The organism is Citrobacter sp. Cpo148, assembly GCF_030332375.1.
Taxonomy (GTDB): domain Bacteria; phylum Pseudomonadota; class Gammaproteobacteria; order Enterobacterales; family Enterobacteriaceae; genus Citrobacter; species Citrobacter portucalensis.
This window is the reverse complement of the sequence record NZ_JAOWHY010000050.1, coordinates 159,904-172,952: the sequence shown is the minus strand read 5'-3', so window position 1 is coordinate 172,952 and position 13,049 is coordinate 159,904. Positions and strand designations below refer to the sequence as shown.

Below are 13,049 nucleotides of genomic sequence, written 5' to 3'. Positions count from 1 at the left end.
AAATGGAAAATACGCAGCTGTTTGTTGTCGCACATTATTTTGCCCAACCGACGATGGGCGACAAGGTAAACGATGCGCTCAGCATGCTGGCGGAGGCGACGCGTAACGAGCCTGAAAATATCACCTATGAGTTTTTCCGTTCCACGGAAGACGGCGATCGCTTTGTGATTGTTGAGACTTATCGTTGCGCACAAGGTCTTGAACTTCACCGACAAACGGAACATTTTCAGCGCATTGGTGTTGGAATTATTACTCCGCTGTTGGAGCGTAAAGAGGTGAAAAGCTTTCACATTCCTCCCGATGAACCGCGTAGGTAAACGCTGTCTTTCTTACTACAAGGAACACATCAATGAACCATGTTATGAAGGATTTTGCGTTTACGACGGTAGCGGAGATCATCGTCGAATGGACGGGTGCGGCACGATTAGGAGAGCTCCTTCAGCAGCGTTTTAGCGCGCGTCGTGTATTGCTGGTAACCGACCCTGGACTGGTCAAAGCAGGGATTCTGCCGCCTGTTTTGCATAGCCTGCAAGATGCAGGGTTTCAGGTGACGGTTTATGATCGGGTTCAACCAGATCCGCATGAGCACCTTGTTCGCGAAGCCATACAGGTAGCTCGCGATGGCCACTGTGACATGGTTATTGGCTTGGGCGGCGGCTCCTCGCTGGATGTCGCGAAGCTGGTGGCTGTGTTAATCAACTCTGAACAAGACTTGCCGGAACTTTACGGGGTTGGCAAGGTTGTTGGTCAACGTTTGCCGCTGGTAAATATTCCCACTACGGCAGGTACGGGGTCTGAAGTCACCAATATTGCCATTTTAACGACGCATGATGATAGCAAAATGGGCATTGTCTCCCCGCAACTGTATGGTGATTTGGTGCTACTGGATGCGCAACTGACGCTGGGGTTGCCGCCGGTCCACACTGCTGCTGCCGGGATAGATGCGATGGTGCATGCGATAGAGGCCTATACTAGCAAGCATAAGAAGAACCCGCTTTCGGATGCGTTGGCCCGCGAGGCGTTACGTTTAATCAGTCGCCATCTGGTGACCGCATGTCGTGACGGGAACAACCGTGAAGCGCGAGAAAATGTTCTGCTGGGCGCGATGCTGGCAGGCCAGGCTTTTGCCAATTCCCCTGTGGCGGCAGTGCATGCGCTGGCTTATCCCTTGGGCGCACGACGCCATATTCCGCATGGGTTGTCGAATGCGCTGATGTTGGTTCCAGTGCTGCAGTTTAACGCGTCAGCGGCGGCTCCACTTTATGGTGAGCTGGCAGCCGTCATGGGGGCGAAGGTGACAGGGGACCTGGAAAACGATACCCAGTCGTTTATTGCCGCGATGGAGAACATTATTGCCGCAACCGGCGCGCCGAACAGGCTGCGTGACGTCGATGTACCTGAAAAGGACCTGCCGCTGTTAGCCCACGATGCTATGCAGCAGACCCGTTTACTGGATAACAATCCCGTGACGCTTACTGAAGGCGATGCGTTGCGACTTTATCAGCAGGCTTTTTAAGCACTATAGGTGTCCGGTGAAGGAATTGCCGGGCACGATTTTTTTCCTGCAACATACCTGCTACAACCGAATAGACATATTGAATCCAGGTGTTAGTATTCAATAGACAGCAGTAATGAGTATGCGTGTTTCATTTCCGGCCAGGAACGCTGATGATGACAACATTACTACCCGATATCACAGCATTTTCATCATTCACTTCCTTCGCGGCGCAGGTTGCTTACATGCCTGTCTGCTCTCTGGCCATTGTTTCTCATTCCTTCTTATCCCGGATGGAATCTCCCGCTGAATAGCTGTTCAGTGGGCTTTGTGACACGCATCGTTTGATAACAGGGATTACGGCGGGTCGAATATGGATAAGTTTAAACGTCATATGATGTGGTGGGTGGCGGGCATCCTGGTCGTGGTGGCCGCGATAGCATGGTGGATGCTTCGTCCTGCGGGAATACCGGAGGGGTTTGCAGCCAGCAACGGCAGAATTGAAGCCACTGAAGTGGATATTGCCACCAAAATTGCCGGGCGAATTGACACGATCCTCGTGTCGGAAGGGCAGTTTGTTCGTCAGGGCGAAGTGCTGGCGAAAATGGATACCCGCGTGCTGCAGGAGCAGCGGCTGGAAGCGGTAGCCCAAATCAAAGAGGCCGAAAGTGCGGTGGCGGCGGCGCGGGCGCTGTTAGAGCAGCGGCAAAGTGAAATGCGCGCCGCGCAGTCGGTGGTAAAACAGCGTGAGGCGGAACTGCAGTCGGTCTCTAAACGCCACGTCCGCTCCCGTTCGCTATCTCAGCGTGGGGCTGTGTCTGAGCAACAGCTGGATGACGACAGGGCTGCGGCAGAAAGCGCACGCGCTGCACTGGAATCCGCAAAGGCGCAGGTCTCTGCGGCAAAAGCCGCCATTGAAGCCGCTCGCACCAGTATCATTCAGGCGCAAACCCGCGTAGAAGCCGCGCAGGCTACCGAACGTCGTATTGCGGCTGATATTGATGACAGCGAGCTGAAAGCCCCGCGGGATGGTCGCGTACAGTACCGCGTAGCTGAACCTGGCGAGGTGCTTTCCGCGGGCGGTCGCGTGCTGAATATGGTCGATCTCAGCGATGTCTACATGACGTTCTTCTTGCCAACCGAACAGGCTGGTTTACTGAAGATTGGCGGAGAAGCGCGGCTGGTGCTGGATGCTGCGCCGGATCTGCGTATTCCGGCGACCATCAGCTTTGTGGCTAGCGTCGCGCAGTTCACGCCGAAAACGGTCGAAACCAGCGATGAACGGCTGAAACTGATGTTTCGCGTCAAAGCGCGTATCCCGCCAGAGCTGTTGCAGCAGCATCTGGAGTACGTGAAAACCGGTCTGCCGGGCATGGCGTGGGTGCGTGTTGATGAAAGTCGCGCCTGGCCTGACGACCTGGTGGTGAGGTTGCCGCAATGACGCATCTGGCGCTGGTTCCCGTTCCTCCCGTGGCGCACCTTGACGGCGTGAGTCAGCATTACGGGAAAACGGTAGCGCTGAACAATATCACGCTGGATATCCCTGCCCGCTGTATGGTGGGGTTGATTGGCCCGGATGGTGTCGGAAAATCGAGCCTGTTGTCGCTCATCTCCGGCGCGCGGGTCATTGAACACGGCAACGTGATGGTGCTGGGCGGCGATATGCGCGACCCAAAACATCGCCGGGATGTCTGCCCGCGCATTGCATGGATGCCGCAAGGGCTGGGGAAAAACCTGTATCACACGCTGTCGGTATATGAGAACGTCGATTTCTTTGCCCGCCTGTTTGGGCATGACAAAGCAGAGCGTGAGGCGCGGATTACCGAGCTGCTGAATAGCACCGGACTGGCACCGTTTCGCGACCGTCCTGCCGGGAAACTCTCGGGCGGGATGAAGCAAAAGCTGGGGCTGTGCTGCGCGTTAATCCACGACCCGGAACTGTTAATTCTCGATGAACCCACCACCGGGGTCGACCCGCTGTCCCGCGCCCAGTTCTGGGATCTGATTAACAGTATTCGTCAGCGGCAGACCAACATGAGCGTGCTGGTTGCGACCGCTTATATGGAAGAAGCCGAGCGCTTTGACTGGCTGGTGGCGATGAACGCCGGGGAGGTGTTAGCTACCGGGAGCGCGCAGCAGCTACGTGAGCAAACCAACAGCAACACGCTGGAGCAGGCGTTTATCGCGCTGTTACCTGAAGCCCAGCGCCAGGCGCATAAACCGGTAGTGATCCCGCCGTATCACGCTGAGCAGGAAGAGATTGCCATCGAGGCGAAAAACCTGACCATGCGCTTCGGTAAATTTGTGGCGGTGGACCACGTTAACTTCCGCATTCCGCGCGGGGAAATCTTCGGTTTTCTCGGCTCCAACGGCTGCGGTAAATCCACCACTATGAAAATGCTCACCGGACTGCTGCCCGCAAGCGAAGGCGAGGCGTGGCTGTTTGGGCAAGCGGTTGACCCGAAAAATATCGATACCCGCCGCCGGGTAGGCTATATGTCGCAGGCATTTTCGCTCTACAGCGAGCTGACTGTCCGGCAAAACCTCGAACTACATGCGCGGCTGTTCCATATCCCTGAAGCAGAAATCCCTGGGCGGGTGCAGGAGATGAGTGAGCGCTTTTCGCTGACCGATGTCGAAGATGCGCTGCCCGGTGCGCTGCCGTTGGGGATCCGTCAACGCCTGTCGCTGGCGGTGGCGGTGATCCATCGCCCGGAGATGCTCATTCTTGATGAACCGACCTCCGGGGTCGATCCGGTAGCGAGGGATATGTTCTGGCAACTGATGGTTGATCTGTCGCGCCAGGACAAAGTGACCATTTTTATCTCCACCCACTTTATGAACGAAGCGGAGCGCTGCGACCGCATGTCGCTGATGCACGCCGGAAAAGTACTGGCCAGCGGTACGCCGCAGGAACTGGTGAAACAGCGTGGAGCTGCCAGTCTGGAAGAGGCGTTTATCTCCTGGTTGCAGGAAGCGGCAGGCCCGGCGCCGGAAGCTCAGTTAGCGCCAGCCAATGTCCAGACAGTGCATGAAAACAGTAAGCCGCCGCGGCAAGGCTTTAGCCTGCGGCGCTTGTTCAGCTACAGCCGTCGTGAAGCGCTGGAGCTGCGACGTGACCCGGTACGTTCAACGCTGGCGCTGATGGGCACAGTGATCCTGATGCTTATCATGGGCTACGGCATCAGCATGGATGTGGAAAACCTGCGTTTTTCGGTGCTCGATCGCGACCAGACCGTCAGCAGCCAGGCGTGGACGCTGAATCTGGCGGGATCGCGCTATTTTATCGAGCAACCGCCGCTCACCAGTTATGACGAGCTGGACAAACGGATGCGCTCAGGCGAAGTTGCGGTAGCAATTGAAATTCCGCCAAATTTTGGCCGCGATATCGCGCGTGGAACGCCGGTGAAGATTGGCGTCTGGGTCGATGGCGCAATGCCAAGCCGCGCTGAAACGGTCAGGGGGTACGTGCAGGCGATGCACCAGACCTGGCTGCAGGATGTGATGGCGCGCCAGCCAAATGCCAGCGAGCAAAACGGGCTGATGACCATTGAAACTCGCTATCGTTACAACCCGGATGTGAAGAGTCTGCCGGCAATTGTTCCGGCGGTGATCCCACTGCTGTTGATGATGATCCCTTCCATGCTCAGCGCCCTCAGCGTGGTGCGTGAGAAAGAGCTGGGGTCGATTATCAATCTGTACGTTACGCCCACGACCCGCAGCGAGTTTTTACTCGGCAAACAGTTGCCGTACATCGTGCTGGGCATGCTGAACTTCCTGCTGTTGTGCGCGCTGTCGGTGTTTGTGTTCGGCGTTCCGCATAAGGGGAGCTTTGTGACCCTGACGCTGGCTGCGCTGCTGTACGTCACCATTGCCACCGGGCTGGGGCTGTTAATCTCCACGTTTATGAAAAGCCAGATCGCGGCCATTTTTGGTACGGCGATTATTACATTGATCCCGGCGACGCAGTTTTCCGGAATGATCGATCCAGTTGCCTCGCTGGAAGGGCCGGGCCGGTGGATTGGTGAAATTTATCCGACCAGCCATTTTCTGACCATCGCGCGCGGAACGTTCTCTAAAGCGTTGGATCTGACCGATCTCTGGCAGCTGTTTATTCCGCTGGTGGTAGCCATTCCGGTGGTGATTGGTCTGAGCGTATTACTGCTGAAAAAACAGGAGGGGTGATGCGCCGATTACGCAATATTTATAACCTCGGCATCAAAGAGTTGCGCAGCCTGCTGGGTGACAAAGCGATGCTGACGCTGATCGTCTTCGCCTTCACGATTTCGGTTTATTCTTCCGCGACCGTCCTGCCGGGTTCGCTGCATCTGGCACCGATTGCTATTGCCGATATGGACCAGTCGCAGTTGTCGAATCGGATTGTGAACAGCTTTTATCGCCCGTGGTTTTTACCGCCGGAGATGATCACTGCCGATGAAATGGATGCCGGGCTGGATGCCGGGCGCTATACCTTCGCCGTAAACATTCCGCCTGATTTTCAGCGTGATGTGCTGGCCGGACGACAACCGGATATACAGGTTAACGTCGATGCCACGCGGATGAGCCAGGCGTTTACCGGCAACAGCTATATCCAGAATATCATCAGCGGCGAGGTGAACAGCTTTGTGGCGCGTTACCGCGATAACAATGAGCCGCCGGTGGCGTTGGAAATGCGCATGCGCTTTAACCCTAATCTGGAACCCGCCCGCTTTGGCGCGGTGATGGCGATTATCAACAACATCACTATGTTGGCGATTGTGCTGACCGGTTCGGCGTTGATCCGCGAACGCGAGCACGGGACCATTGAACATCTGCTGGTGATGCCGGTGACGCCGTTTGAGATCATGATGGCAAAAATCTGGTCGATGGGGCTGGTGGTGCTGGTGGTTTCCGGTCTGTCGCTGATGCTGATGGTAAAAGGCGTGCTCGGGGTGCCGATTGAAGGTTCGATACCGTTGTTTATGCTGGGCGTGGCGCTGAGCCTGTTCGCCACCACCTCGATCGGCATTTTTATGGGGACGCTGGCGCGCTCTATGCCGCAGCTGGGGCTGCTGATGATTCTGGTGCTGCTGCCGTTACAGATGCTCTCAGGTGGCTCCACACCGCGTGAAAGCATGCCGCAGGCGGTGCAGGACATTATGCTGACCATGCCGACTACCCATTTCGTCAGTCTCGCGCAGGCGATACTTTATCGCGGAGCCGGGTTTAGCATTGTCTGGCCGCAGTTTCTGACGCTACTGGCGATTGGTAGCGCGTTCTTCCTGATTGCACTGCTGCGTTTCAGAAAGACGATTGGCACGATGGCGTAATCATTATTGCCGGGGGCGCTTCGCTTGCCTGGCCTACAAACGATAACGGACGTAGGCCGGATAAGGCGTAGCCGCCATCCGGCATCCGGCAACGAAACAGGCAATTACTCTTCTTTCGGCAGGCACTGTAGATGGCCGTGGCGCACGCCGCGCTGGGAAATCACGTCATCGGCAAAATGCTGTACATCGCCCATGTCGCCTTTTAGCACGGCGATTTCCAGGCAGTCGTCATGGTTGATGTGCACGTGCAGCGTGGCGACCGATAAATCGTGGTGGTGGTGTTGAGTAGAAACAATGCGGCTGGCCAGATCACGCTTCTCATGCTCATAAACATACGAGAGCACCGCGAAGCCCTGAGTGCCGTGTTCAAGGGTAGTTTCCTGCGCCAGTGCGCCACGCAGAATATCGCGGATCGCTTCGGAACGGTTGTTGTAGCCACGGCGCTGACTCAGGCCGTCGAGCGTTTCCAGTAAATCGTCATCGAGGGTAATGGTGACTCGTTGCATCTGCAGTTAACCTTTCATGTGGCGCGTTGGCGCACAGGGGGTAAGGGGAATAGCGTATTTTGTAACACACGTCCGGCATCCGGGGAAAAGGTTAATGCTCTCGCAATAAACGCAGCAGGGTACTGACCTGTTCATCCAGCGGAGCGAGAGTATCTTTAACGATCAGATGCAAAGGCGTGGCGCGACGAGCACCATGGCTTAACGGCAGTGGGCGTAAAAGCCCCTGATCAAGCTGCGTCTGAATACGTTCCTCGGGCAGCCAGCCGTAACCGACCTGATACATCACCGCATCAATCGCGGCATCAATGGTCGAGAAGGTCCAGGCATCACGCGCCGGTTGTTGTGGGTTATCGCGATCGGCAATGCGAATCAGCGGCCAGGCGCGTAATGCGTCTTCATTCAGCGGCGCATCCAGCATGCAGAGTGGGTGATCGCGGTGGGCCACGGCCACGAAGTCAATATTCATCAGCCATTCGCCGCGTCCGGTGACATCCTGACGCCGGGTCAGGACCATTACGTCCGCATCGGCATGTGCTGCCAGTCGAGCATCACCATTCTCCAGGACTTCGGTCAGACGCACCTGCGTTTGCGGCCAGGCCTGCTGAAACTGTTTGAGAATGGCAAACAGGCGTTTGCGTGGGAAGATGCTATCTACCATCAAATCCAGCCGCGTTCGCGTACCGTTTTGTAACGTTGCGGCCCGGGTTTCCACCCATAAAAAAGCCTTCAGTAGCGGTTTGACCTGATTGAGCAATAGCTCTCCGGCCGGTGTCAGGACAGCCCTGCGCCCTTCCGGGGTCAGCAGCGTTACGCCAAGTCGCTCCTGTAACAGTGCCAGATTGTAGCTTACCGAAGACTGGCTACGGTTGGTCTCTTCCGCCGCTTTAGCGAAGCTGCCCAGCTCCACCACTTTCTCCAATAGGGCCCACTGCTCGAGGGTTGTTTTGTGCATAACTCATCTAATAATTGAATGAATTTGATGCAAACATAGCGTTATTCATCCAATTTTTGAAGCGTTAAGATCCTCGCATCAAGTAAGAGGAGAACGAATATGAGTGCGTTTGATAAACATGATTTAAGCGGATTTGTCGGCAAACATCTGGTCTATACCTACGATAATGGCTGGAATTACGAGATCTACGTGAAAAACGACACTACGCTGGACTACCGCATTCACAGCGGTATTGTGGGGAATCGTTGGGTGAAAGATCAGCGGGCCTATATTGTGCGGGTCGGGGAGAGCGTTTATAAAATTTCGTGGACCGAACCGACCGGGACCGACGTCAGTCTGATCGTAAACCTGGGTGACAAACTCTTTCACGGCACCATCTTTTTCCCTCGCTGGGTGATCAATAATCCGGAAAAAACGGTCTGCTTCCAGAATGACCATATTCCGCTGATGATGTCGTACCGCGATGCCGGCCCGGCGTATCCCACCGAGGTGATTGATGAGTTCGCGACCATCACTTTCGTACGTGACTGCGGCGCGAACAATGATGACGTTATTGCCTGTGCGGCGAGCGAGCTGCCGAAAAACTTCCCGGAAAATTTACGCTAAGGCTTCCAGTCGCTGCACGGCGTCTGCGGTCAGGGTAAACGGCGTGGGGGTGCACACCGCCAGGCTCAGGGTATCGAGCTGGCACTGGCTGACGGAGAGTGAGGAAGTTAACGCGGTACTGTCGACGCTGACGATTTGCCAGGCACTGCCGCCGCGCTGCTTCACGATCGCTTCTTTACGCGTCCAGATGCGCCAGAACGCCGCCAACTGTTGTTCCGGGCGTTCGGCCTCGACTTCGGCATGCTCACCAAGACTGAATACCGTATTTGCCAGCGTTTGCCAGTTATCGCGCGGGCGAACGACTTCTATATCGCAGCCGACTTCCCCTTCGTCGCTGAGCAGCAGGGCGATATCATCACCGCTGTGGCTGAGATTGAACCACAGCGGCGTGTCAGCAGAAAAGGCCGGTTTTCCTTGCTCGCCATAGACGATGTCTGGTAATGGCGAAAGGGCATGGGAAAGCAGCACGCGACCTGCCAGCCAGCGCGCACGGCGAGCACCTTGCGGCGCTTGCTCACTCAGTGCGGCAGGCAGTGCACCAGCGCTTAAAACAGAAACTTTCCCAAGAACGATCCGGTACATATCACGGCCAACGTTTAATGATGATAGAAGTATTTATGCCGCCAAACGCAAAGTTGTTGCTCTGCAAAAACTCGCAATCAATCTTGCGGGCTTCACCCATAATGTAATCCAGCGCGCCACAATTGGCATCTGGCTGACTCAAATTTAGCGTAGGCGCAAACCAGCCTTCACGCATCATTTGCAGACTCATCCAGGCCTCTAGTGCGCCACAAGCGCCAAGGGTATGTCCAAAATAGCTTTTAAGCGAGGATAGCGGAACATTATCACCATAAATTGCAGAGGTTGCCTGACTTTCTGCAACATCACCACGATCGGTTGCGGTTCCGTGCGCTGAAATATAGCCGATATCCCGGGCACTAATACCTGCCATATTCAGTGATTTTTCCATGCAAATCTGCATTGTTTCGCGCTGCGGCTGGGTGATATGGGCTGCATCGCAGTTAGTGGCAAAGCCAACGATTTCACCATAAATCGTTGCTCCGCGCGCTTTAGCGTGTTCCAGCTCTTCCAGCACTAGCGTACCTGCACCTTCTCCGATGACCAGACCATCGCGTTTTTCATCGAACGGGGATGGGGTGGTTTTCGGCTCGTCGTTGCGCTGGCTGGTTGCGAATAACGTATCAAACACGGCGGCTTCGGAAGGACACAGTTCTTCTGCGCCGCCGGCGACCATCACCGTTTGATAGCCGTGTCGAATGGCTTCCCATGCGTAACCAATTGCCTGGCTACCGGATGTGCAGGCGCTGGATGTCGGGATGACTCGCCCACGCAGACCGAAAAACAATCCGGTGTTAACGGCAGTGGTATGCGGCATCATTTGCACGTAGGTCGTGCCGGTGATGTTATTGGTGTGTTTCTCGGTCAGCATGGTCGCGAACTCGCTCACTGGACCGGTACTACCGGTTGATGAACCATAAGCGATCCCGGTTTCACCGTTAGTCAGTACCCGATCGCCAATCAGCCCGGCCTGCTCAAGCGCCAGCTCTGTTGCGCGGGTGGACATCAGCGATACGCGCCCCATGGCGCGAATTCGCTTGCGGGTATAGTGTTCCGGCAGAGTGAAGTCGTCGATCGGCGCTCCCAGCAGTGTGTGCAGTCCGTCATAAACCTGCCACTCCGGCATTTTGCGTACCGCATTTTCATATGCCAATAACCTGGCGGAGACAGCCTGCCAGTTTTCCCCAAAGGCGGTGACGCCGCCCATGCCTGTAATCACGACACGACGTGTCATAACATCCCTCCATTGATGGAAATCACCTGGCGAGTTACATAGCCCGCCACATCCGACATTAAATAACTGGCAAGCCCGGCCACTTCTTCAGCCTGACCTATTCGTTTCATGGGAATCATCGACATCGCCTCTTTCAATGCGGCTTCTTCCATCTCGATCATCCCGGTATCAATGAGTCCCGGTGCAATGCAGTTTACGGTAATTTTGCGTTTTGCCAGTTCGATAGCCAGCGCTTTGGTGGCACCAATAATTCCGGCTTTTGCCGCACTGTAATTGACCTGACCGCGGTTGCCCATCACGCCCGAAACCGAAGACAATGTGATGATACGGCCCCCCTGGCGTGCGCTGATCATCGGCATAATGCACGGATGAATGACGTTGTAAAAGCTGTCGAGGTTGGTATGGATCACCGAATCCCAGTCGTTATCACTGAGCGCAGGGAAAGCGGCATCCCGAGTGACTCCAGCGTTGCTGACAATACCGTACCATGCGCCGTTTGCCTCAATATCTTGCGACAGTATTTCACGGCACTGCTCGCGATTGGCAACGTCAAATGTCAACAGGCGCCCTGCACCGCCAGCGGCGAGGATAGCATCCAGCGTTTCTTGTGCTCCTTGCACATCGCGATGATAGTGTACGCCGACCACAAAACCGTCCGCGGCCAGTTGTCTGGCGATGGCGCGACCGATACCTTTGCTGGCACCCGTAACTAAAACTGAACGGCTCATGTGGACGCTCCTTGTTGAAATAGCGTGTTAATTTCTTCTGATGTCGGCTGGAAGGTGTTGACTCGACCGGTTGCCAGCGTCTCGTTGTCTGCCTGGATGGCACATTCAAAGCTACCGAATCGTGCATCCTGCATCAGCAATTTGACATGGATGCTCAGCGTCTTCCCGGCAGGCAGAACACCTGTAGCACAGACTAACTCACGTGCGCCCAGTACCATGCCTAACGTAATACTCGCCTGACCTTGTTGCTGGCGGTGCCAGCCAGACCAGACGCCAATGGTCTGCGCCATCAGTTCCAGTGCGAACCAGCCAGGCAGATTGCCATCAAGGTCGAGAAAAGGGGCCAGTACGCTGTTTGCTGATACCATCACGTGGCAGGTGGCGGTTTCGTCCGCCACACTGACGACCTCTTCAAGAAGCAGCATCGGCGCATCATGCGGTAAATAATCACCCGGTGGTAAAAAGTGGCTCATGAGGTTCTCCCGAGCAGGATGCTGGCATTATTGCCACCGAAGGCAAACGAATTAGACAAGATAACCGGGCGAGTCAGCGGCTGCGGCTGTTCAATGATGCCGCAGGGTGGCAATGTTTCATCGCGTGGCGACTGGCTAAAATCCTGCGGTGGCAGCGGCAGTTCGCGTTGCAGAATCAGCATACTGATCGCTGCTTCGGTGATCCCCGCAGCGCCCAGCGTGTGCCCGGTCAGGTGTTTGGTTGAACTGCACGGGACCGTTTCGCCAAATAGCGCGCTCACGACGTTGGACTCAATCTGATCGTTTAACGGTGTGGCGGTACCGTGCAGATTGATATAGCCCACATGTTCCGGCGTCATTCCTGCGTCGTTAAGCGCCTGGCCGATGGCGCGAATGGCACCTTCCCCCTGTGGATGGGGAGCCGAAATATGGTACGCGTCGCTGGATTCGCCGACGCCAAGGAGCGCGATAGGCTGTGGCTCGCGGGTTAATACCATCAATGCGGCGCCTTCGCCAATGGTGATCCCACAACGGTTGCGGCCAAACGGCTGACACAGCGTTGGGGAGAGTGATTCCAGACTGTGGAATCCGTTGATTGGCATTCGGCTTAGCGTATCCGCACCGCCGACAATGGCGATATCGACCAGACCAGATTCGATCAAACGACGTCCGCTCATGATAGCTCTTGCACTGGACGAGCAGGCGGTTGAGAGCGTAAAGGCTGGGCCATCCAGCGCCAGCCAGTGGCTAAGAAAACGCGACGGATCGCCCAGTTCCTGTTGCGGATAGCGCCAGTCAGTGCTCTCTTTGCCGTTGAGCATCAAATCTACGTGAACGTCACCCTCATCCAGGCCGGAGGTGCTGGTGCCGAGAACAACAGCAATACGATCGCGACCAAATCGGGCGATAGCGTCGTCCACCTGCGGCTGGATTTGCATCAGGGCTGCCAGCAATAGCTGGTTGTTGCGCGAACGATGAGCGCTAAAGTGCTGAGGAATAGCGGGCAGCTCACCGTCAACGCCTGCTAACACGGCGGATGGGTGTCCTTGCAGCCAGCCCGTGCGCGGGCGCATTCCCGGCGCTATGCCACGAGTGAGATTGGCTGCGATTTCATCAGTGTTATTGCCCAACGCATTAATCATGCCAACGGCAGAAATGTAGATCATC

13 protein-coding genes are annotated in these 13,049 nt (G+C 55.8%); 6 read left to right on the top strand and 7 right to left on the bottom strand.

What is annotated here, in order from left to right:
* Positions 1–2: 2 nt before the first annotated feature.
* The 5 genes from OGY10_RS22165 to OGY10_RS22145 all read left to right on the top strand — a co-directional run bounded on the left by OGY10_RS22165 (position 3) and on the right by OGY10_RS22145 (position 6,804).
* Positions 3–317 carry a putative quinol monooxygenase gene (locus OGY10_RS22165; protein ID WP_100271800.1) on the top strand — a complete coding sequence of 105 codons (315 nt, stop codon included), beginning with the start codon at positions 3–5 and terminating at the stop codon, positions 315–317.
* Between the two features lie 32 nt (positions 318–349).
* Positions 350–1,516: an iron-containing alcohol dehydrogenase gene (locus OGY10_RS22160; RefSeq protein WP_100271801.1), complete on the top strand. Its 1,167-nt coding sequence runs from the start codon at positions 350–352 to the stop codon at positions 1,514–1,516.
* A gap of 352 nt (positions 1,517–1,868) precedes the next feature.
* Positions 1,869–2,936 (top strand): HlyD family secretion protein, encoded by a 1,068-nt coding sequence (locus tag OGY10_RS22155; RefSeq protein ID WP_003827499.1) that lies wholly within the window; start codon positions 1,869–1,871, stop codon positions 2,934–2,936.
* The gene (rbbA, locus tag OGY10_RS22150) at positions 2,933–5,680 is read left to right on the top strand and encodes a ribosome-associated ATPase/putative transporter RbbA (protein WP_191226691.1); all 2,748 of its coding nucleotides are present in this window, start codon (positions 2,933–2,935) and stop codon (positions 5,678–5,680) included. The genes OGY10_RS22155 and rbbA overlap by 4 nt, the downstream gene beginning before the upstream one ends.
* The gene (locus OGY10_RS22145) at positions 5,680–6,804 is read left to right on the top strand and encodes an ABC transporter permease (protein ID WP_020996068.1); all 1,125 of its coding nucleotides are present in this window, start codon (positions 5,680–5,682) and stop codon (positions 6,802–6,804) included. The genes rbbA and OGY10_RS22145 overlap by 1 nt, the downstream gene beginning before the upstream one ends.
* A 104-nt stretch (positions 6,805–6,908) precedes the next feature.
* Here OGY10_RS22145 and nikR read toward each other — a convergent pair whose 3' ends face one another.
* Together nikR and OGY10_RS22130 are read right to left on the bottom strand one after the other, a co-directional pair.
* Complete coding sequence (nikR, locus tag OGY10_RS22140) at positions 6,909–7,310, bottom strand: nickel-responsive transcriptional regulator NikR (protein ID WP_003827507.1); 402 nt, start codon at positions 7,308–7,310, stop codon at positions 6,909–6,911.
* A gap of 91 nt (positions 7,311–7,401) precedes the next feature.
* The gene (locus OGY10_RS22130) at positions 7,402–8,262 is read right to left on the bottom strand and encodes a LysR family transcriptional regulator (protein ID WP_003827509.1); all 861 of its coding nucleotides are present in this window, start codon (positions 8,260–8,262) and stop codon (positions 7,402–7,404) included.
* Positions 8,263–8,361: 99 nt separating this feature from the next.
* On the opposite strand from OGY10_RS22130, the gene OGY10_RS22125 reads away from it, so the two are divergent.
* Positions 8,362–8,868, top strand: a complete 507-nt coding sequence (locus OGY10_RS22125; protein ID WP_008786388.1) for a phenolic acid decarboxylase — start codon at positions 8,362–8,364, stop codon at positions 8,866–8,868.
* On the opposite strand, the gene acpT is transcribed toward OGY10_RS22125, so the two are convergent.
* Genes acpT through OGY10_RS22100 form a run of 5 tightly spaced genes read right to left on the bottom strand, consistent with a single transcriptional unit; the run spans position 8,860 to position 13,048 of the window.
* Entirely contained in the window at positions 8,860–9,450 is a 591-nt protein-coding gene (acpT, locus tag OGY10_RS22120) for a 4'-phosphopantetheinyl transferase AcpT (RefSeq protein ID WP_003827514.1), read from the bottom strand. The genes OGY10_RS22125 and acpT overlap by 9 nt on opposite strands.
* 1 nt (position 9,451) lies before the next feature.
* Entirely contained in the window at positions 9,452–10,681 is a 1,230-nt protein-coding gene (locus OGY10_RS22115; protein WP_003827516.1) for a beta-ketoacyl-ACP synthase, read from the bottom strand.
* Positions 10,678–11,409 carry a 3-ketoacyl-ACP reductase FabG2 gene (locus tag OGY10_RS22110; protein ID WP_008786386.1) on the bottom strand — a complete coding sequence of 244 codons (732 nt, stop codon included), beginning with the start codon at positions 11,407–11,409 and terminating at the stop codon, positions 10,678–10,680. Before OGY10_RS22110 ends, OGY10_RS22115 begins: the two co-directional genes overlap by 4 nt.
* Complete coding sequence (locus tag OGY10_RS22105; RefSeq protein WP_032945285.1) at positions 11,406–11,882, bottom strand: hotdog family protein; 477 nt, start codon at positions 11,880–11,882, stop codon at positions 11,406–11,408. The genes OGY10_RS22110 and OGY10_RS22105 overlap by 4 nt, the downstream gene beginning before the upstream one ends.
* On the bottom strand, positions 11,879–13,048 hold the full coding sequence (locus OGY10_RS22100) for a beta-ketoacyl-[acyl-carrier-protein] synthase family protein (RefSeq protein WP_032945283.1): 1,170 nt from the start codon (positions 13,046–13,048) through the stop codon (positions 11,879–11,881). The genes OGY10_RS22105 and OGY10_RS22100 overlap by 4 nt, the downstream gene beginning before the upstream one ends.
* Between the last annotated feature and the right edge of the window lies 1 nt (position 13,049).

Excerpts from the sequence above, each read along its gene's own strand:
- OGY10_RS22160 (WP_100271801.1), top strand. The coding sequence starts at position 350 with ATGAACCATGTTATGAAGGATTTTGCGTTTACGACGGTAGCGGAGATC.
- nikR (WP_003827507.1), bottom strand. The coding sequence starts at position 7,310 with ATGCAACGAGTCACCATTACCCTCGATGACGATTTACTGGAAACGCTC.
- OGY10_RS22105 (WP_032945285.1), bottom strand. The coding sequence starts at position 11,882 with ATGAGCCACTTTTTACCACCGGGTGATTATTTACCGCATGATGCGCCG.
- OGY10_RS22125 (WP_008786388.1), top strand. The coding sequence starts at position 8,362 with ATGAGTGCGTTTGATAAACATGATTTAAGCGGATTTGTCGGCAAACAT.
- rbbA (WP_191226691.1), top strand. The coding sequence starts at position 2,933 with ATGACGCATCTGGCGCTGGTTCCCGTTCCTCCCGTGGCGCACCTTGAC.
- OGY10_RS22165 (WP_100271800.1), top strand. The coding sequence starts at position 3 with ATGGAAAATACGCAGCTGTTTGTTGTCGCACATTATTTTGCCCAACCG.
- acpT (WP_003827514.1), bottom strand. The coding sequence starts at position 9,450 with ATGTACCGGATCGTTCTTGGGAAAGTTTCTGTTTTAAGCGCTGGTGCA.
- OGY10_RS22130 (WP_003827509.1), bottom strand. The coding sequence starts at position 8,262 with ATGCACAAAACAACCCTCGAGCAGTGGGCCCTATTGGAGAAAGTGGTG.
- OGY10_RS22115 (WP_003827516.1), bottom strand. The coding sequence starts at position 10,681 with ATGACACGTCGTGTCGTGATTACAGGCATGGGCGGCGTCACCGCCTTT.
- OGY10_RS22100 (WP_032945283.1), bottom strand. The coding sequence starts at position 13,048 with ATGATCTACATTTCTGCCGTTGGCATGATTAATGCGTTGGGCAATAAC.
- OGY10_RS22145 (WP_020996068.1), top strand. The coding sequence starts at position 5,680 with ATGCGCCGATTACGCAATATTTATAACCTCGGCATCAAAGAGTTGCGC.
- OGY10_RS22155 (WP_003827499.1), top strand. The coding sequence starts at position 1,869 with ATGGATAAGTTTAAACGTCATATGATGTGGTGGGTGGCGGGCATCCTG.
- OGY10_RS22110 (WP_008786386.1), bottom strand. The coding sequence starts at position 11,409 with ATGAGCCGTTCAGTTTTAGTTACGGGTGCCAGCAAAGGTATCGGTCGC.